Genomic DNA, 21,200 nt, shown 5'->3' with positions numbered 1-21,200 from the left:
ATGGCATCGACCCATGGCGCCGACCCTGCAAGCGCGGCGCGTCCCTTCGGTGATTTCGTCGGCCTGGGCGTCAAGTTCCTGCAGGGCCAGCCACTCGACACCTTGCCCATGCTGGCCGACCTGAAGGTCAAGTGGGTGCGCGAGCACGTCAGCTGGTCGGCTGTCGAGCCATCGCCCAGCCAAATACCCGGTCGCTATGCCGCGTTGCCCGACAACCTTCGAACGCAACTCGCCTATTACCGCGCAAACGACATCGGCGTGGTGGCGCTGCTTACCCTTTCCAACGGAAGGACCGCACCCCAGACGGCTGCAGATGTGGGGCGTGATTCCGACCCTGCGGCTTTCGGTCGGTTCGCGGCGGAAGCTGCACGCCTGCTGAAGGCAGAGGGTGTGCGCTTCGTGCTCGAAGTGGGCAATGAACCGCACAACTCGTTCCTTCCCAAGGCGCTCGGCGGGCAGTGGAACGGCAAGGCTCCGTCGCCATGGCTCGATCACTACGTTCGCATGGTGAACGCCGCGGTGCAGGAAGTGAAAGCCATCGACCCCGCCGTCAAGGTGCTCGCCGGCGACGACATGTGGGTCATCGATTACTGGTTGCTTGCAGGCGGTCTCGATCCGCGTCTCGACGGTCTCACGGTGCACCCCTACACGCCCAGCATTCCCGAGATCACGGCGATCGCGAACGACACCGACTGGGTGCGCCCCTTTGTCGCCGTCGATCCGGATCGCTCGTTCCAGTCTGCATTCGTGCGCTTGCGTGCAGCGGCGCTCGCGCGGCAGGGCCGTCCGTTGGAGCTTTGGGTCACGGAAATGGGATGGCCGGTCGTAGAGGGCGCGAGCCCTGTCAAGGGCAGCGTCACAGAGCGCACAGCGGCGGCGTACATCCCGAGGTCTTTTATCCTGGCCGCTGAGGCAGGGGTCGAAGGGTTCTTGTGGTTCTCGTCGAACGACTCGGTGGACGGTCCGATGGGGCTCACACGCAACGACCGTATGCAAAGGCTGACATATGGCGCATTCAAAACGATGACGTCGGAGCTCGGCACCTTGCGCTTCGCGCGGCGCTTGCTCGGGGGGCAGGGCACTTCGGCCGCTGCACAGGCGTTCCTGTTCACGGACGATCGCGTTAGCACCGTCGTTGCCTGGCAAGCCACGGGCAGCAACGACTCGGAGCTCGTTATCCCGCAAGCTGGCACGGAGCAGTTGATGGTCACCGACTTACTGGGTCGTCAGCGAACGCTGCAGGCGAAAGACGGTCGATTCGAAGTGGCGCTCAGCGGCGAGCCCGTCTACGTACGTTTTTCATCAGGGGCAACGCAGATTTCCCAGATCACGGTCAAGTCATCGACTGCGAAGGTCCGCCCATGAGAACGATCGTGAAGATCGGTCCCTCGAGTGCCCTGACCAACGGTGGCGAGAGGCTGGCTGGCATCGATGGTTTGCGCGCAATCGCGATGACCATGGTGATCGCACAGCACTGCGGCCTGCTTCCTTTCGGATGGATCGGCGTGTGGTTGTTCTTTGTCATCTCGGGCTATGTGATTACCCGGGGTTTCATCGCGGAAGAGTCTTCGGTTCACCTTGGCCGGGCCCTGCCATCGGCAGGTCGGAGGTATGGCGCATTCGTGCGGCGGCGGCTCCTGCGCATCGTTCCTGCGTACGCCCTCTATGTCGGCGCGTGCGTGTTGCTCTTTGCCATTCCGTACGGAATGGCCGGTTCGACCGACTTGATCGGCCTGATCACATTCACCTACAACTGGCAGATGGTGTTTCAGCCAGCGGCATCGACAGTGCATTGGCCCGCGATTGCACATCTTTGGACATTAAGCGTCGAACAGCAGTTCTATGTGTTCTTCCCTTTGCTCTTTCTAGGTGTGCCGGAACGGTGGCGCTGGAAGTTGGCATGTGCCCTTGTGTTGCTGGCGCCGCTGACGCGCTGGCTCTGGCTGCTCGTCGTTGGCGCAGCAATGCCGGACGCAGACGCCGGCAGGCTGGCCTTCAGTGTCTATGCGGCGACCATCTGCCAGATCGATGCATTCCTGCTTGGCGCGTTAATCGCACGGTTTCAGCCGCAGCTCTTGCGCAACCCGCGCCTGCCGATGCGCTGGTTGTGGATGGCGGTTGCCTCGGTTGCGGTGTTTGGCGTGATCTACATGTCACTGAACTACGCGCGGGGTGATCGCGGTGCAGACGTGTTCAAGAATATCTTCTCCGGTACCTTGTACGGCCAGGGGCGCGAGTTGTTCGGATACTCGGTCATCAACCTGTTTGCGGCCGGGGTACTGCTGGTGACCATCGCGGGTGTGCGTGGAACAGCCTGGTTGTCGAAGCCATGGATGACTTGGATCGGCCGCATTTCCTACGGCGGCTATCTGTTCCACGCGTTGGTGCTGTGGGGTCTGTCTGATTCGATCGGTGAGCAGTTGAAGTACGCGCCTACGGCATGGCGTGTCGCCGGGTTCGCTACCGTATTCATGACAACAGTAGGGCTGGCCTCGCTGTCATTTAGCTTTTTCGAGCAGCCGATTGCTCGGCGCTTCAAGACTTGGGCGTCGAGACGCGCGTCTGTACCTCGCATGCTCAAGTCGGCAAAGATCGAGCTTTGAAGCACTCGTTCAGCGGCGGTGTGCGGCCGTAGCGGTTTTCCTTTTTCGAATGGAAAGTATCCGCTTCAAATACCGTCGCGCCGCAGGATCGTAGGTTCTGGCGAGGTAGAGCGACACAGCACAAATGCCGACAATAAATGCCGGAATCCAGACAGCCGGGCTGACGCCAAGCTTGCGAGCGAGATAGGAGAAACTGAACAGCGGACCGAAGTGCAGCATGTAGACCGGGTATGAGATGTCACCGAGCACCGTCGCAACACGCTTCAAGGCAGCCGGTGGATTGAAGGCGACTCCCATGTAGACGATCGCCGGGAAGCATAGAACGATTGCAACGATGTCGTAGAACGCCCGGTATGCTGGCGAAACGTCGACAATCAGCACCGCGCAAAGCGCAGCTGCAGCGACGACTGAGAGTGCCGAATCACGCGGCTGGCTCCCGGTCCAGGATTTAGCCAGCAGCACACCGAGGCCGAAACCGAAGAAGCTGCGGATGACGCCGAAGTGAACGTCTGACCAAGCATAGCCCGCTTCCGCCCATCCGGTGCCAACGATCAATGCGCACAGTGCGATGCACAGAACGACAACGTATGCAGCCAGCGTGCGTTTCGATGCTTTGACGAGCACGCTGGCCCAGACTACGTTGACGAGAAGTTCGAAGTAAATCGACCACGACGGGCCATTGATGGGAGCGAGTTCATCCGTTGCAGGAGAAGGCAACATCAGAACATTGAAGACGGCGCTGATCCCAAGGTGTGGCCACGACATTTGAATGGTGTGGTCCGTCGCGATCTGCGCTAGGCGCCGGAGCAAGCCGACCAAGAAGCCCAGGAGGTACAGCGGATAAAGCCGAATGACCCGTTCCAGCAGAAAATCGGTGAACGGCAGGCCTCTGTCGAGTCTCGTCTGGTAGGCGCGCGCGATAACGAGGCCACTCAGCAGAAAGAAGAAATCGACTGCGAGGTAGCCGCTCTGCGCGAACGGTCCGATGAAATCGAGATGAAACAGGATGACACCGATGGCGGCAAGGCCGCGCATGGCATCGAGCGTCAACAGACGCGGATTTTTGGAAGGAAGCATTGGAAGGCTAGCCGCCTCTCGCGCGGCTAGGCGACTTGTTACGCTGCTTTGGCCGCGTACTCATATTCCGAGTACTTGTAGCCCCCATGGCGATAGCCCTGGTTGCCGTTGTACCGGCGACTGAAATCCATTCCGTTGAAGAGCACCCCGTCGATCTTCACACCGGCTTTTGCAAGCCGGCGAACACTCTCGTTCAGTTCCCCCAGCTGGCTCTTTCCGGCGCGCGCCACGAGCAGCACGAGTCCACAGGCGGGTGCCACTGCCGCCGCATCGGCTGCCACCAGCACTGGCGCAGAGTCGATAACCACGCTGTCGTAGCGAGATGAAAGTTCATCGAGCGCAACGGTAAATGCCGCCGACTCCAGCATGTCCGCAGGCAAGCGAGGCAGCTTGCCGGTGGTCAGCACATCGAGATTAGGGTGCACCTGCACATGGATGGCTTGTTGCGCACTGAGTTTGCCGGTGAGCAGTTCAGACAACCCTCCCTCGTGCTGAAGGCTGAAGGTGCCACTCAGATCGCGTTTTCGAAGGTCGGCATTGATGAGCAGCACACGCTTGCCGGACTGGGCCAGCAGCATCGCGAAGTTGCGGGCGATAAAGCTTTTGCCGATACCGGGGGTGGCACCGGTAACGAGGATGCGGTTATTGCTTGCCTCGGCCATCGCAATCTTGAGACCGACCCGCAGTTCACGCAAAGCTTCTATGGGGTGACTGTGGGGAGATACATCGGCCAGCAAGGTGCCGGACGACTTCTTTCTGCCGGTGCCTCGATCGATCAGAAGCTGCTCCGGGCTGTGGGGCACTACGGCATACACGTCCAGGCCGGTGTGGACTTCGATCTCTTCAGGGTTGTGAACGCCCGGCCTCGAGCGGGAGCGCCAGATTGCAAGTGCTGGCCCCGCCATGAGCCCGAGCACCAATGCAAGAGCGAGGACGATCAGCTTCTGCGGCTTGACCGGCACCTTGGACACGGCAGCCTTGTCGACCAGCCGCACATTGCCGGTCTTTCCTTCCTTGAGCAACCGCATTTGCAATACGTTGCTCTGCATGGACTGGTAAAGCGCGCCATTGACGCGCACGTCGCGCTCCAGCCTCAAGGCATCGCGCTGCACATTGGGCATGCCGGCAATGCGCGAATTGAGCGCGCCGAGTTCGCCCTGTACGGCGCCGATTTGCTTGTCCAACGTCAGCACGCGAGAGCTTTGATCGGTGAAGTAGGGCTCCGTCTCGCGCCGCTTCTGTTGCAAGTCGAGAAGGCTGGTCTGCAAGGTCGCTGTTTTGGCCAGCCAGACCTTGGCCTCCTCGTCGAAAGCGACGGTGCCGTTCTCATTGCGAAAGTGCGCATAGGCATCTTCTGAAGCCCTGAGCTGACGCTCGAAGATGGGAAGTTGCGTGTTGAGAAACGTGATGGTCTTTTCGGCTTCTGCCGATTTGCGTTCCATGTTCTGCCGCAGATACTGCTCGGCGATGGCATTGAGAACAGCGGCCAGACGAACCCGGTTGCTGTCTTCCAGCGTCACGCCGATCACGTTGGACTGGCGGCCCTGCTCGACCATTTGCAGACGTCCTTGCAAGGCGTCGACGGCGCGATCCAATGATGCCGCATAGACGTTGAATTGAGCCCCGGGCTTGCCGGACAACTGGCTCAGCTGAATGTCCACGACGCCTTCGGAAAGTGTTTGCCGCAGCGGTTGCCCGACCACGCCTTCGAGCGGCACGTCCAGCAGTTCATGACTCACTCGATAGCGTCCGCCGCCGAGGGTCGTAATGATGAACGGCCCGGTGTCCTCGAGCGAAGGCGGCACATTGAAGCGGGTCACGTCGATGCGTTCGGTTCCACTCACATAGCCGCCGAGAAGGGGGTCCGAAAAACCAACGGCGCGGCGGGCGAGCCATGGGCCGACCAGTGGCAGATAACGCGGTTGTGCACTTGTCTGCAAGCCCGCCTGTTCCGCCGCAGCGTTGAGCACCATGCGAGAACCGAGGACTTGAATTTCTCCGCTGACTGGCGTCTTGACCTCGAACATGCCAGTGGTCTCATTGAGAAAACTCTTGCTGTCGGGTGCGGAGTCTTCGACCTGCACCAGGAGGTTGGCGCGATAGACGGGTGTGGCCAGAGTCACATAGGCCAAGCCGATCAGCAATGTCAATGCAACGATGCAGGCGATCAGCCACTTGTGGTCGAGCAGGATGTCTTTGTAGGCCGACAAGCGTGGCGCCTCTTCGGCATCTACCAACATGGTGCTTTCACCCGAATTTGTGAGTGTCCGCGCGCGAACATCGGGCGTCAAAGTAAGGGGGGATCTGCTCATGCTAAGTGGAAAGTTCCTGTATGCAACGCAAGAGCGCGCATCGAGTGTTGGAACTGCATTAGAGAGCAGAAATCGTGCCTCAGGCCCTCAATGGAGAGTCATCAATAGAACGTTGCATTGCGATACAAGAGCGTCTGAAAGGAGAGTCAGAGAAATCTGTGGGCGCTCCCGGTCACTCATCAGTTTCCGTAGCCCTTTGGGTTACTTTTTTGCCAGCGCCAACTGTCTTCGCACATCTGTTGCAGTCCGCGACGTGCCTTCCAGCCAAGTGTTGAATGCGCGAGTGACGGGTCGCCCCAATAAGCAGGCACATCGCCTGCACGGCGCGGCCCAATGTCATAGGCAATGGGCTGGCCGCTCGCCAGCTCAAAGGCCTTGACGACATCGAGCACCGAGGCCCCTTGACCCGTGCCGAGATTCACTGTCACGAGGCCGGGTGCAAGCGCCGCGTGACTTAACGCGGCTACATGCCCTTCGGCCAGGTCCATCACATGCACGTAGTCGCGCACGCCCGTGCCATCGGGTGTCGGGTAGTCACCGCCATGCACTGCAAGACGGTCGCGCAGACCCACTGCGACCTGGCACACATAGGGCATCAGGTTGTTTGGCTTGCCCTGCGGGTGTTCGCCGATGAGTCCGCTTTCATGCGCGCCGACCGGATTGAAATACCGCAGCAATGCAATACGCCAGTCAGGCTGTGCGACGTGCAAGTCGGCCAGCATCTGCTCGACCATGCGCTTCGAATGTCCGTAGGGGCTTTCTGGCCGACATGGCGCGCTCTCGGGTATGGGCGAACTTTCCGGTTCGCCGTAGACGGTGGCCGATGACGAAAAGATCAGCGCCTTGACGCCTGCCGCTTGCATTGCCGCGGCGAGAACCAGCGTGCCGTTCACGTTGTTGTCGTAGTAGTGCAGCGGGTCTGCGACGGAATCGCCTACGGCTTTGAGTCCGGCGAAATGAATCACGGCTGCAATGGCGTGTTCTCGGAACAGGCGGTCGAGCAGGGCGCGGTCACGCACGTCGCCTTCGATGAATTCGATGCTTTTGCCAGTGATCGTGCCAAGCCGCTGGAGCACACGCACGTCGCTGTTGCCGAGGTTGTCGAGGATCACAGGTGTGTAGCCGGCTGCCACCAGCGCGACGCAAGTGTGGCTGCCGATAAAGCCGGCGCCGCCGGTGACGAGGATCAGTTCGCTCATGTCGTTCCCTCAGAAAATTGTCGGACCGTTGGTCATTCTGCGTGACTTCAACAGGGCCATCTGGCGGCGAAGATTTCCACTTTAGATGGCGTGTCATCCATCGGCTTGTCAATAGAAAATGGCATGCCAACCGGACCACATTCGAACCTCGTTCGCTACCGTAATCTCTCAACTTTTCCGGCTCTGGCGCCGTGCGGTGGATGTGGAACTTCAGCCTTTCGGTCTCACTCAAGCGACACGGCTCGCCTTGCTGCACATCGCCCATTCCAAGGAGGGGCGCGTCAAAAAGATCTGGCGCTTTCACTCTGGCTCGCCAGCTCTTCTGTTGCGCTGACGACGCGTCGCACGTCGGTGGTGGCGTGGGTCGAAAATGCACATGTTCGTGCCGGCGTGCCCGACGGCACCAAAGAGCTGCCTTGCCACATCAACCGGGTCAATGCCGTTCTTGCCTTCGGACCATCAGGCGCGCGCAAGCCGTCGTCGCAAAAAGGCCTTGAGCGGACCGGAGCCGTAGACCATGCGCGAAAAACTCACATACCAGGACTTCGGCAGGCAGATGGCCGCGTAGTAATACATGCGCTGTTGTAGCGGTGCGGCGCGCGTTTGCGGGTGCAGCAAGATCCGGCTCAGCAAACCCATGTCCTTGCCCGAGCCCGACCACCACTTATCGAGAAACTGCAGCCACTGGTAGGACGGCTGGTCTTTCAATGGTGCCCACGGTGCTGCGATCTGCGGCCGGTATTTTTTGAATAGGCCGGTGATCCACGGTTCGAGGCGCTCGTAGCGATGGCGAAGCATTTGCACGTTCGGCAACGAGGACATCAGGCCGCCGGCGGACGAAGATTCCGGATGGATTCGGTATTGCGTCAACCCTTCGTCGATGAAGGCGACCGGGCTGAACAAGGTGCCGGCCAACGAGAGCTGCATGTCTTGCTGCATCCCGCGGTCGTCGTCGAGTGGACCTATGGCCCGAAGCAACTCGCGACGAAACGCCAGGCCCGACATCGGCGTGACGACAGGGCAGTGCACGAGCTGGTGAACTCGGTCGACCAGATAGCCGTGCGGCAGCGCGCCCGCTGCGTAGTGGGGGATCAGCCCGAGGTCCTGTTGCGCAGCCGAGAACCGCTTGAGCGGGTGATGCACCCACCCCGGTATGCGCCCGCCGACTGGCATGCGCAGCGCAGCGAGCACCTTTTCGATCCGCTCGGGTGCCATGATGTCGTCGGAGTCGATCATCAGCACCACATCGCCTGAACTCGCTGCTATTGCAGCGTTGGCGGCGTTGCACATGCCCTGATTTTTGTTCCGTATTGCCCTGATGTTCGGATACCGTTGTGCGTACGACGAGGCAATTTCCCACGAGTTGTCGGTCGACCCGTCGTCGACCATCACGATCTCGTCTGCAGCGATGGTCTGTGCCAAACAAGACTCAAGGCACTCGGCAAGATACCGCCCGTAGTTGTAGCAAGTGACCGCCACGACTCACAGTCGGCCTTGCCGGTCGTTCATCGAGTAGCAGCGGCTCGGGTGCGGTTTGCGTCATGCGAAAGGTTTGGCCTGCGCGCCCCGCTCGCCGTTCGTCGGACCGGGCCACTCAAGGCGCACCTTCACCCTCAACTTCTGCGCCCGCATGCCGATATGAGAAGGAATGGCCGATTCCCCTTTTCTTAGTTCGCACCACGACCTGTGGATCGTCGCGGCTTCGGTCGTGATCGCGACGCTTGCGTCGTTCGTCACGCTCGACCTGTCGATGCGCGTGCGTTCGCCCAGCGGCGACGTGAGCAACACGTGGTGGATGACGGGTTCTCTGGTCATGGGCACGGGCATCTGGGCCATGCATTTTGTCGGCATGCTGGCATACACCTTGCCGATTCAGATCGGCTTTACCGCCTTCATCACGCTGGTGTCATGGGTGGCCGCAGTGGCCGCTGCCGCCGTTGCGCTGCGGGTGGCCAGCAGCGCCGACTACAGCACGCGGTCGATCGGCGTGGCCTCGATGGCGATGGGCGTCGGCATCTGCGGCATGCACTACATCGGCATGGCGGCGCTGAGCGTTACGCCGGGCATCGTCTGGGACTACAGGATCGTGGTGGCCTCCGCGGTCATCGCTGTCGCTGCGTCGGCGGCGGCGCTGCTCATTTTCCGGATGCTGCTGCAAGTACGCGCGGAGCGGCGCTTCCCGATGCAACTGCTCGCGGCCGTCATCATGGGGGTGGCGATCTCCGGCATGCACTACACCGGCATGGCCGCGGCGCGGTTTCCGGTCGGCACCGTGTGCCTGAGCGCCAACGCGCTGAACGGCAGCGGGCTGACCGCCATCGTCGTCGTTGCGTCGTGCATGTTGCTGGTCGGCGCTCTGCTGGCTTCGCTGCTCGAGGCGCGGCTGCAGATCGTCGCGCGGCAGCTGTCGCAGTCGCTGACCGAGTCGAACGCCCGTTTGCAAAGCGCCAACGACGAGCTGCTCAAACGCGCCTTCTCCGACCCGCTGACAGGCTTGCCGAACCGGCTGCTGTTCGAAGACCGCTTGCGACACGCGGTGCAACGGCTGGAGCAGGTCAACCAGTCGGGTGCTGCCGAACAACTGGCCGTGCTCTTCGTCGACCTCGACGGTTTCAAGCCGGTCAACGACTCGTTCGGCCACGCGGCCGGCGACCAGATCCTGAAGATCACCGCCGAGCGCCTCATCAAGCAGTCGCGTCCCGGTGATACCGTGGCCCGCGTCGGCGGCGACGAGTTCCTTCTGCTGCTCGAAGGCATGAAGGCGCAAGAAGACTGCGTGCAGATCATCGACCGCATCCTCTACGCGCTGTCTCGGCCCTTCGACATGATGGGCAAGCACCTGCAGATTGCGTGCTCCATCGGCGTGGTCATGCATCCGCTGCAAGGCGAGCCGGACAAACTGATCGCCAACGCCGACGTGGCCATGTACGCGGCCAAGCGCTCCGGCGGCTCCAGTTATGCGTTCTTCGAGTCGCACATGGCGGTCGACACGGCCGACCAGCTCCAGTTGCAGAGCGACCTCCGGCTGGCGCTGGAGAGCAACCAGTTCGAGCTGTACTACCAGCCCAAGATCGATGGCCGCCGCAATCGCATGAGCGGCGTCGAGGCGCTGGTTCGCTGGAACCATCCGCGGCTCGGTCTCGTGAACCCCGACAGCTTCATCGGGCTTGCCGAACGCTACGGGCTGATCGTGCGGCTGGGCAACTGGGTGCTCAACGAGGCTTGCCGCCAGGTCGCAGACTGGAGCAAGGAGGGCACGCACATGCGGGTCGCCATCAACCTCTCTGCCAACCAACTGCGCGAGCCGACGTTGGTCGACAAAGTCGAAGAGGCGTTGCGCAAGCACGGCGTGCTCGGCTCGCAGTTGCTGTGCGAGATCACCGAATCGGTCGCGATGCAGGACATGAAGGTGACGCAGCGCACCTTCGAAGGCCTCTCGCGGCTGGGCGTGCATCTGTCGATCGACGACTTCGGCACTGGCTATTCGAGTCTGAGCCACTTGCGCGATTTGCCGGCGCGGCAACTCAAGATCGATCGCAGCTTCGTCAAGGACCTGGAGACCAAGGCGGATGCGCGCGCTGTCGTCGAAGCGGTGGTCAAGCTCGCCCATGCATTGAACCTGACGGTGGTGGCGGAGGGCGTCGAGACACTGGGACAGCGCGACATCGTGTTGAAGCTCGGCTGCGACGAGCTGCAGGGATTTTTCTACGCCCGGCCGATGCGAGCCTGCAAGATCCTGCCCTGGAAGTTCGACCAGGCAGCCAACGCCACGCGACCCGCAGAATTGGCGACGGCCTTCGGCACGCGGTTCTAGGCGGCGTTTTGCGGTCGGGCAGCGGCGGGACAGCGCTGCCAGAATAGGCGCGAAAGGAATCCCATGAGCCGCACTCGAGCCCTGACCCTGGCCGCCAACTACTTCGACGACGGCCGTTTCCAGCATGTGCTGGCGCGCCGTGTGGCGTGCCCCACTGAAAGCCAGGAGCCGTCGCGCGACGCGGTGCTGGCGCAGTACCTTGCGCAGCAGATCGTGCCGGACCTCGAAGCGCTCGGCTTTGTCTGCCGCACCGTTGCCAACCCGATGGCCGGCGGCAGTCCGTTTCTCCTCGCCGAGCGCGCCGAGACGAGTGCGTCTTTTACCGTGCTGAGCTACGGCCACGGTGACGTGGTGCGCGGGCATGCCGCCCAGTGGCGTCCAGGCCTCGATCCCTGGCAGCTGACCATCGAGGGCGATCGCTGGTACGGCCGCGGCACCGCCGACAACAAGGGGCAGCACTCGGTCAATCTGGGAGCCTTGTCGCAGGTGCTGGTCGCGCGCGAAGGCCGGCTCGGCTACAACCTGAAGCTGCTGCTGGAGATGGGCGAGGAGACCGGGTCGCCGGGCCTGCGCGAGGTGTGCGAGTTGCAGCGCGAAGCGCTCCGGGCCGATCTTTTTCTGGCGTCCGATGGGCCCCGTGTCGCCGCCGGCCGGCCGACGTTGTTTCTCGGCTCGCGCGGCGGCCTCAACTTCGATTTGCGCATCGCGCTGCGGCCGTCGGGTCATCACTCCGGCAACTGGGGCGGCTTGCTGCGCAACCCCGGCATACGGTTGGCGAACGCCATCGCATGCCTGGTCGACGAGCGCGGCCGCATTCGTGTCCCGAGCCTGCTGCCTGATGCCTTGCCCGACAACGTGCGCCAGGCGCTCAAGTCCATCGAAGTCGGCGGCGGCGTGGACGACCCCCAAGTCGATGCGGATTGGGGCGAGCCGGGCCTGTCGCCGGCCGAGCGCGTCTTCGGCTGGAACACGCTGGAGGTGCTGGCCTTCAAGACCGGCAATCCGGAAGCGCCGGTCAACGCCATCCCCGGCCGCGCCAGCGCGCATTGCCAGATCCGCTATGTGGTCGGCAGCGACAGCACGCACTTTCTGGCGCATGTGCGCGAGCATCTCGACGCCCATGGCTACACCGATGTCGAAGTCACGCAGAGTGGCGAGTTGATGGAAGCCACGCGGCTCGACCCCGACAACCCATGGGTTCGCTGGGCGCTGGCATCCATCGAGCGCAGCACCGGCAAGGTGCCCGCGCTGTTGCCCAACCTGGGCGGCACGCTGCCCAACGATGTCTTCGCCCACGTGCTCGGTTTGCCGACGCTGTGGGTGCCGCACTCCTACCCGGCCTGCGCGCAGCACGCGCCCAACGAGCACATGCTCGGCAGCGTGGCGCGCGAGTCGTTGCAGCTGATGGCTGGCTTGTTCTGGGACCTGGGCGCGGAGGGCGCGGCGATTGCCGCCGAGCGCCGATCAGCACCTGTAAACACCCGCAGTTCCGCGTTTTGAAGCCGCGCATCTCCGCTTAAATGCAGGGACCACGTTTCAAAGTGTCGCTGCATGCCGGTTCCGCAAAGTCAAGCCAACGAAGAACCGCGCATCAAAGCGCTGGACGACCTGCGCGTGCTCGACTCCGAAGCCGAAGCGGCCTATGACGACATCGCAGCGCTCGCGGCGCAGATTTGCGGCACGCCGGTGGCATTGGTGTCGTTCGTCGACCGGGAGCAGCAATGGAACAAAGCCACGGTCGGCCTGACGATCTCCGACACAGCGCGTGCGCATTCGTTTTGTGCGCACGCCATCGAAGTGTCCGACGCGCTGCTGGTGATCGAAGACGCCACGCTCGACGTCCGGTTCGCGAGCAATCCGCTCGTGACGGCCGCTCCGCACCTGCGCTTCTACGCCGCTGCGCCCATCGTGACAGCGGCCGGTGCCGCGCTGGGCACCGTCTGCGTCATCGACACCCGCCCCCGACAAATCAGCGACGCGCAGCGCGATGCCTTGGCCATGTTGGCACGCCAGGCCGCATCGCTGCTGGCGTTGCGCGCACGCACGCACGAAGCCGAAGCGCTGGCGCTGGAACGTGATCGGCTCGCCACCGAGGCCGATCTGCATAAAAAGCGCAGCGACCAGTTGCTCGACCTGGTGCTGCGCGGCGGCGACCTGGGCCTGTGGGACCTCGATGTGGCGTCGGGCCGGTGGACGATCAACACACGCGAGCGCACCATGCTCGGCTACAGCGCCGATGAAGCGCAGCCGGGCAGCCTCGACTGGAAGGGGCTGATCCACCCGGACGACTGGCGTGCCTATGCGGCCGAGTTCAACAGCCATCTGCTGGGCCGCACGCCGTTCTGCGAGTTCGTGCACCGCATGCGCCACCGCGATGGGCAATGGATCTGGGTCATGAGCCGGAGCGTTGCCGTCGAGCGCAGCGCCGACGGCCGTCCGCTGCGCGTGGTCGGCACGCACATTGACGTGACTGCGCAGCGGCAGGCTGAAGAAGAGCGGCGCACGACCGGCGAGCGGCTCGAACTGGCGCTGAGCGGCGGCGACATCGGCCTGTGGGACCTCGACTTGCGCACGGGCAGGGCGACCTACAACGCGCAGTGGTGGGTCATGTTCGGCTACGTGGTCGGCGAGATCGAGGCCGTCGACGGGCTGTGGCAAAGCATGGTTCATCCGGAGGACTACGACGCGGCGCGCACTGGGCTGGCGCGGCATGTGAATGGCGAGACGCCCATGTACGAGGGCGAAGTTAGGGTGCGCCACAAAGACGGCCGCTGGCTGTGGATTCAGAACCGCGCCAAGGTGGTCGAGCGCGGGCTGGACGGCGCCGCGCTGCGCATCGTCGGCGTCAACCTGAACATCAGCGAACTCAAGCAAAAGCAACTGCTGCTCGATGCGCTGGCCCGTGAAGACGCACTCACCGGTTTGCCCAATCGCCGCTCGTTCGAAGAGCGCGTGTGCGATGCCATGGCGCGGTCGCGCCGTTCACGCACTCCTATGTGCCTGATGTACCTCGACGTCGACAACTTCAAGCACATCAACGACTCGCACGGCCATGCCGGGGGCGATGCGGTGTTGAAGGAATTCGCGCGACGCATCAAGCGCGGCGTGCGCACCACCGACATGGCGGCGCGCTATGCGGGCGACGAGTTCGTGCTGCTGCTGGAAGACGTGGCTGACGAAGAGGCTGCAGCCATCGCAGCGCGCAGAATTCTGATGGCACTGAAGCCTGTCTTCGGCATCCCGGGCGGTGCGTTGCGTGTGACGACCAGCATCGGCGTCGCGTTGTCGGGCATCGACGATGAAGACATTCCTGCGCTCCTGGCACGTGCCGATGCGGCCCTGTACGAAGCCAAGAAGGGTGGGCGCAACGGTTTCCGCATGGCCGGTGCGGAGTTCAACTCGGTGCTTGGCAGCGATGCGGTGCCGGCCGCTGCTTCGACGTTGAAGCATTGAGACACTGGCGCCCGATTTCCGGGTCGCTAGGGCATGGCAAACTTCTGCCGCCCCGTCAGTTCAACCCACACGAGAGCGCCTGCCCGTCATGACCGCCATGAGTACGTCAGAAATCTTCCTGATAGCGATGTTGATCATCTTCACCGCGCCCTATCTGATCTGGCGTTTGGGGCGCACGGAGTACTTCGCGCCGCTCGTGGTGGTGCAGATCATCACCGGCATCCTGCTCGGCCCCGGCGTGTTGGGTACGCTGTTCCCCGACTACTACAAATTCGTCTTCAGCGCGCCGGTGATCCTGTCGCTCAACGCCATCGCGCAGTGGGCGGTGATGCTCTTCGTCTTCATCGCCGGGATCGAGCTGGATTTGAAGCAGGCCTGGACGCATCGGCGCGAGAGCGGCATCACCGCGGGAATGGCACTCGGCGTGCCGCTGCTGTTCGGTGGTGCGGCCGCAATGGGCATGCTCATGTTTCCGGGCTGGATCGGCGCCAAGGCGCTCACCTGGCAGTTCGTGCTCGGCATCGGCATGGCGTGCGCGGTCACTGCGCTGCCCATCCTCATCCTGCTGATGGAAAAGCTGCAGATCCTGCGGCAGCCGATCGGCCAGCGCATCCTGCGTTACGCGAGCGTCGACGACATCGCGATATGGGGTGTACTCGCGTTGATCCTGATGGACTGGGAACGCGTCGGCAAGCAGGTCGCCTTCCTGGTGATCTTCGGCGTTGCCAGCGTGGTCTATCGCTGGCTGATGGCTCGCATTCCGGAGCGCGACCGCTGGTACTGCAGCTTGACCTGGCTGGCCGCCTGCGGCCTTGGCGCCGACTGGTCGGGGCTGCACTACATGGTGGGCGCCTTCATCGCGGGGGCCGTCATGGATTCGGCGTGGTTCGACCAGAAGCAGATGGACTGGCTGCGCCACAACGTGCTGCTGGTGTTGATGCCGGTGTTTTTCCTGAGCACTGGCTTGCGCACCAACTGGCAGGTGGGCGGGGCTGCGGTGTTCATCGCGGCGGCGGTCTTGCTGGTTGCCTCGGTCGCCGGCAAGCTGATCGGCATTCACATCGCCGGCAAGATCCTGAAGTGGCAACCCGGCGAAAGTTCGCTCGTCGGCTGGCTGCTGCAGACCAAGGCTTTGATCATGATCATCTTCGCCAACTTGCTGCTCGACAAGACGATCATCACCAACGAGAGCTTCACCGCGTTGCTGGTGATGGCGGTCGCCAGCACCATGCTGACGGTGCCGATCGTCTCGCCAAAGCTGGCGCGGATGAAAGAGATCGTCTTCAGGTCGAAGTAGAAGCCAGCATGGTCCCGCGGCAGTTCTCCGAGCCGCAGTGGCACGGAAAGTCCGCCGCCACTTTGTCGTTGTCTGCGGCCAGCCCATAGTCGATGAAGAGTTCGTCGCCGGCCTCGACTGCCACGATGGTCTGGAACCTGAGCACCAGTTCGCCGGATTCGTCGTACTCCTCGACCGCTTCGCAGTTGGGGTCGCACGAGTGGTTCAGGTGGCGCGTCGCGTTCCCGCCCTTGGCACCGTCGATGGTCTCGTCGTTCGTCAGCTTGAAGAGATAGGTGAGGTTGTCGTCCCACGTCTTGGCTGCGATCTGCGCGGGCGAATAGCGCCGGCCTTCGTACAGGCCCAGGAAGGCGTCGGCCGGCAGGTCGCGTGTCGCAAAGCCGCCGAGCCCGTGCACGCCGCTGGCTGAAACCCGGATGCAGGGCGTTGAAGAAACGCTGGAACGTGCCATGGATCAAGGGTCTTGAAAAAGAGCGAGCATAGACTCGACCGTGACGGCGTCAATACGGTGCCGCAGGAGACCTCGAAATGCAGATGCGCGACCTCTACCAGCAGAAGCGAACGACAGCCGCGGAGGCGATTCGGCACGTGAAGAACGGCGACTTCATCGTCGTGCCGACGGGCGTCGGGGAGCCACCCGCGCTGCTCACGGCACTGTCGGACCAGCGGCGCGATTTCCTCGATGTGAAGGCCGGGCAAATCCTCGCGATGCGCAAATACGCCTACCTCGACCCCGAGACGGTCGACCATGTCCGGCACGTGGCTTTCTTCTACGGCGGCGCCTCACGGGCGGGTGGACAAGCCGGCTGGATCGACTTCATTCCCAACTACTTTTCAGAGATCCCGGCGCAGATCGAACGCGGCCAGATGGCAGCCGACGTGGTGTTCAGCATGGCATCGCCGATGGACGATGAAGGCTTTTTCGCGCTCAGCCTCGGTGTCGACTACACGATGGCTGCTGTGGCCAAAGCGCGCGCGGTGGTGCTGGAAGTCAACCCGAACGTGCCCTGCGCATTCGGCGAGTGTCGCGTGCACATCTCGCAGGTCACCTCGCTCATCGAAAGCGATGAGCCGGTGCTCGAAGTCGGTCTGCCCAAGATTGGCCCGGTGCAGGAGGCGATCGGCAAGTACGTCGCCGACATGATCGAAGACGGCTCGACGCTGCAGATCGGCTACGGCGGCATCCCGGATGCGGTGGTCATGCAACTCACCCACAAGCACGACCTCGGCATTCACACCGAGATGATCGGCGACGGCATCTTGTCGTTGGTGGAATGCGGCGCCGTGACCAATCGCCGCAAGAACTACCTTCCGGGGAAGATGATCGCGACCTTCGCGCTCGGGTCCAAAAAGCTCTATCGGTTCATGGAGCGCAACCCGATGCTGGAGATGCATCCGGTCAACTTCACCAACGACCCCGCGCTGGCCGGCCTGAACGACAACATGGTCGCCATCAACGCGACGCTGCAGATCGATTTGCTGGGGCAGTGTGGCTCGGAGAGTCTGGGCTCGGCGCCGTTTTCAGGCACCGGCGGCCAGAGCGACTTCGTGCGGGCAGCCAATCGCTCGCGAGGCGGCAAGGCGTTCATCGTCGTGCCTTCTACCGCCCGCAACGACACCATCTCGCGCATCGTGCCGGTGCTGTCGCCTGGCACGCATGTGAGCACCAGCAAGAACGACATCAACTACGTCGTCACCGAATACGGCGTGGCGCAGTTGCGCGGCAAATCGGCCAAACAGCGAGCGAAAGAACTGATCGGGATCGCGCACCCGGACTTTCGCGAGGAACTCACCGCGCAGGCGAGGCTGATTCACCTGCTTTGAGTGAGCGAACTACCGCAGCTGCGTGTACACGACGACGCCCAGCACGACCACGATCGCGAGCAGCAAAGTCCAGCGGTTCAATAAGCCCGACTGCTTCGTCGCGCGATAGCCTTCGAGGCGGCCGGGCAGGGTCTGTATGTCTTCGATGCGCTTGGGCGGCGCCAGCCGCGCGTCTTGCGCGATGAGCGTGAGCAGCGGCACGACGGCGGCATGCGCGTCCGGATCTTCATCGCTGTCGTTGTGGTCGTCCGACGCCCGCTCGACACTCGCGGCATACGCGAGGAAGGCGCTGCCCTCGTGCGTGAAGCCAATGTCGTCGCCGCTCATCGCCAAGGCGCCATGCTCGACCAGCGCGTCGAGTCCGCGCCGCACATAGGAGCGCTCGTTGCCGGGCACGCTTTCCTGAAGTTCGATGCGCGAGGTTTCGGTGCTGCGCGACGCCATGCAGCGTTCGAAGATGAGGGTGGTGAGTACGCTGGCAAAGGCTTCGCGGTCGGTCAGGCTGCGGGGCATTCGTGGTCCATTCGTTTTCCATTCGTGTTGTTCTGTGGCCTCCCTGAATGTGGGGTCGATTCTTCCATCTTCGGCCTTCGCCACAATAGGGGTCATGACCCAGCCTTCGACCGAACTCATCCATCACCCCTACGTACCGCCGGCCAGGTTCGCCGCGCCGCAACCCGGTGTGTTCAAGGCCTCGACCGTGTTCTTCGCCGACGTGGCCGCGCTGCGCGCACGCGACTGGAAAACCAAGGCCGGCTACACCTACGGCCTGCACGGCACGCCGACCACGTTCACGCTCGAAGAACGGCTCGCCACGCTCGAAGGCGGCACGGCCGCGTTGTTGGTGCCGAGCGGCCTCGCATCGATCACGCTGGTGTCTTTCGCCTTTCTGAAGGCGGGCGACGAGGTGCTGCTGCCCGACAACGTCTACGGCCCGAGCAAGGCGCTGGCGACAGGCGAACTGGCTAACTTCGGCATCACCCACAAGCTGTACGACGCGATGAATCCGGCCGATCTCGCGGCCAAGATTTCCGACCGCACGCGGCTGGTGTGGGTCGAGGCGGCCGGCTCGGTCACGATGGAATTCCCGGACCTGCCGGCGCTGGTCGCCGTCTGCCGTGCGCGCGACGTGCTGTGCGCGCTCGACAACACCTGGGGCGCCGGGCTGGCTTTTGCGCCGTTCGATCTGGACGGCAGCGGCACAGGGCAGGGTGTCGACATCGTTGCGCACGCGCTTACCAAGTACCCGAGCGGTGGCGGCGACGTGCTGATGGGCGGCGTGACCACGCGCGATGACCGCCTGCACAACGCGCTCAAGCTCACGCACATGCGCATGGGCTTCGGCGTTGGGGTGAACGATGTCGAACTGGTGCTGCGATCGTTGCCGAGCATCGGCTTGCGCTATGCGGCGCACGACCGGACGGCGAGAGAGCTTGCACGCTGGTTGCAGGCCCGCGACGAGATCGCGCAAGTACTGCACCCGGCCCTCGAAGGCTCACCGGGCCATGACCACTGGCGTGCCCTGTGCGGCAAGACAGATCTGGCCGCTGGCTTGTTCTCGATCGTTTTCGACGAGCGCTTCAGCAGCGAGCAGGCCGACCGTTTCTGCGACAGCCTCAAGCTCTTCCGGCTCGGCTATTCGTGGGGCGGCCCGATCAGTTTGGTGGTGCCGTACGACATCGGCCTGATGCGCGACCCGACTGTTGCGCGCTGGTCGTACAAAGGGACGCTGGTGCGATTTTCGGTCGGCCTGGAAGATGTCGGTGACCTGCGCGACGACCTGGAACAAGCCCTGGGCAAGCTCTGAGCCGTCTTTCGTAATCGCGTACAGTCGGAAGCATCGCAATCCCACGGATTGCCCCGCACCAAGGAGACGCAGTGGCCGCACCCAATTACGGATACGAGAAGCGACAGAAGGAACTGGCCAAGAGGAAGAAAAAGGAAGAAAAGCTGCGCGACAAAGTCAATCGCAAGCTGAGCCCGAGCAGCGATGGCCTGGCACCCGGAGATCCGGAAAGCGACGTGGCCTCGCTCGAACGCGATCCGCCAACCGTGCCGGACCTTCCGACCAAGAACGGCTGATCGTCTCTCGACTTTCTTTTCGCTCTACTTTCAGCGTTCGTGAAAAAGCCGCCATCTGCTTCGTGCAGTGGCGGCTTTTTCGTTGGCTCGTCGGCTTGAATCGATCGTTTACTTCAACAGCTTGCGCAGTTGCGGCCAGACGTTGTCGAGCATCTGCGGATGCGCGGCCGCCACCGGATGGATGCGGTCGGCCTGAAACATCTTGATCGGGTCGGGCGCGTCGGCCACGCCCTTCAAGAAGAACGGAACGACCGGCGCACCGGTGGCGCTGCCTGTGCCGGTAAACATCCGCGAGAAGCGATTCAGATAGTCCATGCCGTAGTTCGGCGGCACCTGCATGCCGAGCAGCAGCACCTTGGCGCCGGCAGCCTGCGCCGCCTTCGTCATCGCGGTGAGGTTGGCTTCGGAGTCCTTGATGGCCAGCCCGCGCAACGCGTCGTTGGCGCCGAGTTCGAGCACCATCACGTCGGGCTTGTTGAGCTTGAGCAGCGCATCCATGCGTGAGCGGCCACCCGACGTGGTCTCGCCGCTGATGCTCGCATTGACCACGCGGGCATCGATCTTCTGCTCCGCCAGCCGCTTTTGCAGCAACGCGACCCAGCCTTCACCGCGCTTCAGGCCATATTCGGCGCTGAGCGAGTCGCCCATGATGAGGATGGTCTGTGGCGCGGCCTGCGCGAAGGAAGCCCCTGCGCCCAGAAGCCCCGCTGCGCCGGCCAGCGTCGCGCTCAAGATAAAGTGACGTCGCACCCAACGTCGATCCACAAGTCGATTCAACACGCAAAGCCTTTCAAAGTACCTGATGTCCGCACTGTCACAAGCCACTGCCACTGCCACTGAAATTGTTGCCGTCGACCATGTTTTCAAGTCCGTCACCGATTCGAGCGGCACGCTGGACATTTTGCAGGACATCCATTTCACCCTCGGCGCACGGGAGACCGCGGCCATCGTCGGCGCATCGGGCTCCGGCAAGAGCACTTTGCTGTCGATCATCGCGGGCCTCGACACACCGACCCGCGGCACGGTGCGGCTCGGTGGCGAAGACCTGTTCGCCATCGACGAAGACGACCGCGCCGCGCTGCGTGCCCAAAAGGTCGGCTTCGTATTCCAGAGCTTTCAGTTGCTCGCCAACCTGAGCGCCCTCGAAAACGTGATGCTGCCGCTGGAGCTCGCCAACCGCAAGGACGCGCGCAAGGCCGCGACGGAGATGCTGGGCCGCGTCGGCTTGAGCCAGCGCCTCGGCCACTATCCGAAGGTGCTGTCGGGCGGAGAGCAGCAGCGCGTGGCGCTGGCCCGCGCCTTCGTCGTTCAACCAGCCTTGCTGCTGGCCGACGAGCCGACCGGCAGCCTCGACCACGCGACCGGCGAGCAGGTCATGAAGTTGATGTTCGATCTCAATCGCGAGCTAGGCACCACGCTCGTGATGGTGACGCACGACCGCGGCATCGCCGACCGTTGCGAGCGCCGCATCACCATCGAAGCGGGGCGTGTGGCGTCGGACGACAAGAGCGCCTGAAGTACTGGCCTGAGCATTCGCCC

At 63.0% G+C, this 21,200-nt stretch carries 17 protein-coding genes; 10 read left to right on the top strand and 7 right to left on the bottom strand.

All coding sequences use genetic code 11. The features are described 5' to 3' along the window. Together QN413_RS20670 and QN413_RS20665 are read left to right on the top strand one after the other, a co-directional pair. Positions 1 to 1,365, top strand: coding sequence for a hypothetical protein (locus tag QN413_RS20670; protein WP_323498452.1), 1,365 nt, complete (start codon positions 1 to 3; stop codon positions 1,363 to 1,365). Then, the gene (locus tag QN413_RS20665; RefSeq protein ID WP_323498451.1) at positions 1,362 to 2,603 is read left to right on the top strand and encodes an acyltransferase; all 1,242 of its coding nucleotides are present in this window, start codon (positions 1,362 to 1,364) and stop codon (positions 2,601 to 2,603) included. The genes QN413_RS20670 and QN413_RS20665 overlap by 4 nt, the downstream gene beginning before the upstream one ends. Before the next feature lie 9 nt (positions 2,604 to 2,612). On the opposite strand, the gene QN413_RS20660 is transcribed toward QN413_RS20665, so the two are convergent. The 4 genes from QN413_RS20660 to QN413_RS20645 all read right to left on the bottom strand — a co-directional run bounded on the left by QN413_RS20660 (position 2,613) and on the right by QN413_RS20645 (position 8,670). After that, complete coding sequence (locus QN413_RS20660; RefSeq protein WP_323498450.1) at positions 2,613 to 3,680, bottom strand: acyltransferase; 1,068 nt, start codon at positions 3,678 to 3,680, stop codon at positions 2,613 to 2,615. Positions 3,681 to 3,718: 38 nt separating this feature from the next. After that, positions 3,719 to 5,920, bottom strand: a complete 2,202-nt coding sequence (locus QN413_RS20655; RefSeq protein WP_323498449.1) for a polysaccharide biosynthesis tyrosine autokinase — start codon at positions 5,918 to 5,920, stop codon at positions 3,719 to 3,721. Between the two features lie 251 nt (positions 5,921 to 6,171). Next, entirely contained in the window at positions 6,172 to 7,191 is a 1,020-nt protein-coding gene (gene galE / locus QN413_RS20650; RefSeq protein ID WP_323498448.1) for a UDP-glucose 4-epimerase GalE, read from the bottom strand. Between the two features lie 459 nt (positions 7,192 to 7,650). After that, the gene (locus QN413_RS20645) at positions 7,651 to 8,670 is read right to left on the bottom strand and encodes a glycosyltransferase family 2 protein (protein WP_323498447.1); all 1,020 of its coding nucleotides are present in this window, start codon (positions 8,668 to 8,670) and stop codon (positions 7,651 to 7,653) included. A 169-nt stretch (positions 8,671 to 8,839) separates the two neighbouring features. On the opposite strand from QN413_RS20645, the gene QN413_RS20640 reads away from it, so the two are divergent. The 4 genes from QN413_RS20640 (at position 8,840) to QN413_RS20625 (ending at position 15,755) form a co-directional block, all read left to right on the top strand. Further along, positions 8,840 to 11,005, top strand: a complete 2,166-nt coding sequence (locus QN413_RS20640) for a putative bifunctional diguanylate cyclase/phosphodiesterase (protein ID WP_323498446.1) — start codon at positions 8,840 to 8,842, stop codon at positions 11,003 to 11,005. A gap of 63 nt (positions 11,006 to 11,068) precedes the next feature. After that, entirely contained in the window at positions 11,069 to 12,505 is a 1,437-nt protein-coding gene (locus tag QN413_RS20635) for a M20 family metallopeptidase (RefSeq protein ID WP_323498445.1), read from the top strand. A gap of 51 nt (positions 12,506 to 12,556) precedes the next feature. After that, complete coding sequence (locus tag QN413_RS20630) at positions 12,557 to 14,458, top strand: diguanylate cyclase (protein WP_323498444.1); 1,902 nt, start codon at positions 12,557 to 12,559, stop codon at positions 14,456 to 14,458. Positions 14,459 to 14,555: 97 nt separating this feature from the next. Further along, positions 14,556 to 15,755 (top strand): cation:proton antiporter, encoded by a 1,200-nt coding sequence (locus QN413_RS20625; protein ID WP_323498443.1) that lies wholly within the window; start codon positions 14,556 to 14,558, stop codon positions 15,753 to 15,755. Here the strand turns inward: QN413_RS20625 and QN413_RS20620 are convergent. Beyond that, positions 15,742 to 16,206, bottom strand: coding sequence for an SET domain-containing protein (locus QN413_RS20620; protein WP_323498442.1), 465 nt, complete (start codon positions 16,204 to 16,206; stop codon positions 15,742 to 15,744). The two genes, QN413_RS20625 and QN413_RS20620, sit on opposite strands and share 14 nt — an antisense overlap. Positions 16,207 to 16,283: 77 nt before the next feature. Here QN413_RS20620 and QN413_RS20615 point away from each other — a divergent pair, with 77 nt between their 5' ends. Continuing rightward, positions 16,284 to 17,579: an acetyl-CoA hydrolase/transferase family protein gene (locus QN413_RS20615; RefSeq protein WP_323498441.1), complete on the top strand. Its 1,296-nt coding sequence runs from the start codon at positions 16,284 to 16,286 to the stop codon at positions 17,577 to 17,579. Positions 17,580 to 17,588: 9 nt separating this feature from the next. Here the strand turns inward: QN413_RS20615 and QN413_RS20610 are convergent, their stop codons facing one another. Then, positions 17,589 to 18,092, bottom strand: a complete 504-nt coding sequence (locus QN413_RS20610) for a hypothetical protein (RefSeq protein ID WP_323498440.1) — start codon at positions 18,090 to 18,092, stop codon at positions 17,589 to 17,591. A gap of 94 nt (positions 18,093 to 18,186) precedes the next feature. On the opposite strand from QN413_RS20610, the gene QN413_RS20605 reads away from it, so the two are divergent. After that, the gene (locus tag QN413_RS20605) at positions 18,187 to 19,386 is read left to right on the top strand and encodes a PLP-dependent transferase (RefSeq protein ID WP_323498439.1); all 1,200 of its coding nucleotides are present in this window, start codon (positions 18,187 to 18,189) and stop codon (positions 19,384 to 19,386) included. 71 nt (positions 19,387 to 19,457) lie between these two features. Continuing rightward, positions 19,458 to 19,661 (top strand): hypothetical protein, encoded by a 204-nt coding sequence (locus QN413_RS20600; RefSeq protein ID WP_187051646.1) that lies wholly within the window; start codon positions 19,458 to 19,460, stop codon positions 19,659 to 19,661. A 108-nt stretch (positions 19,662 to 19,769) separates the two neighbouring features. On the opposite strand, the gene QN413_RS20595 is transcribed toward QN413_RS20600, so the two are convergent. Beyond that, entirely contained in the window at positions 19,770 to 20,309 is a 540-nt protein-coding gene (locus tag QN413_RS20595) for an arylesterase (RefSeq protein WP_323498477.1), read from the bottom strand. Between the two features lie 154 nt (positions 20,310 to 20,463). Here QN413_RS20595 and QN413_RS20590 point away from each other — a divergent pair, with 154 nt between their 5' ends. Further along, entirely contained in the window at positions 20,464 to 21,177 is a 714-nt protein-coding gene (locus QN413_RS20590; RefSeq protein WP_323498438.1) for an ABC transporter ATP-binding protein, read from the top strand. Positions 21,178 to 21,200: the final 23 nt, after the last annotated feature.

Source organism: Variovorax sp. LG9.2, from assembly GCF_035018885.1.
Taxonomy (GTDB): Bacteria; Pseudomonadota; Gammaproteobacteria; order Burkholderiales; family Burkholderiaceae_C; genus Variovorax.
This window is presented reverse-complemented; position numbering and strand designations above follow the sequence as displayed.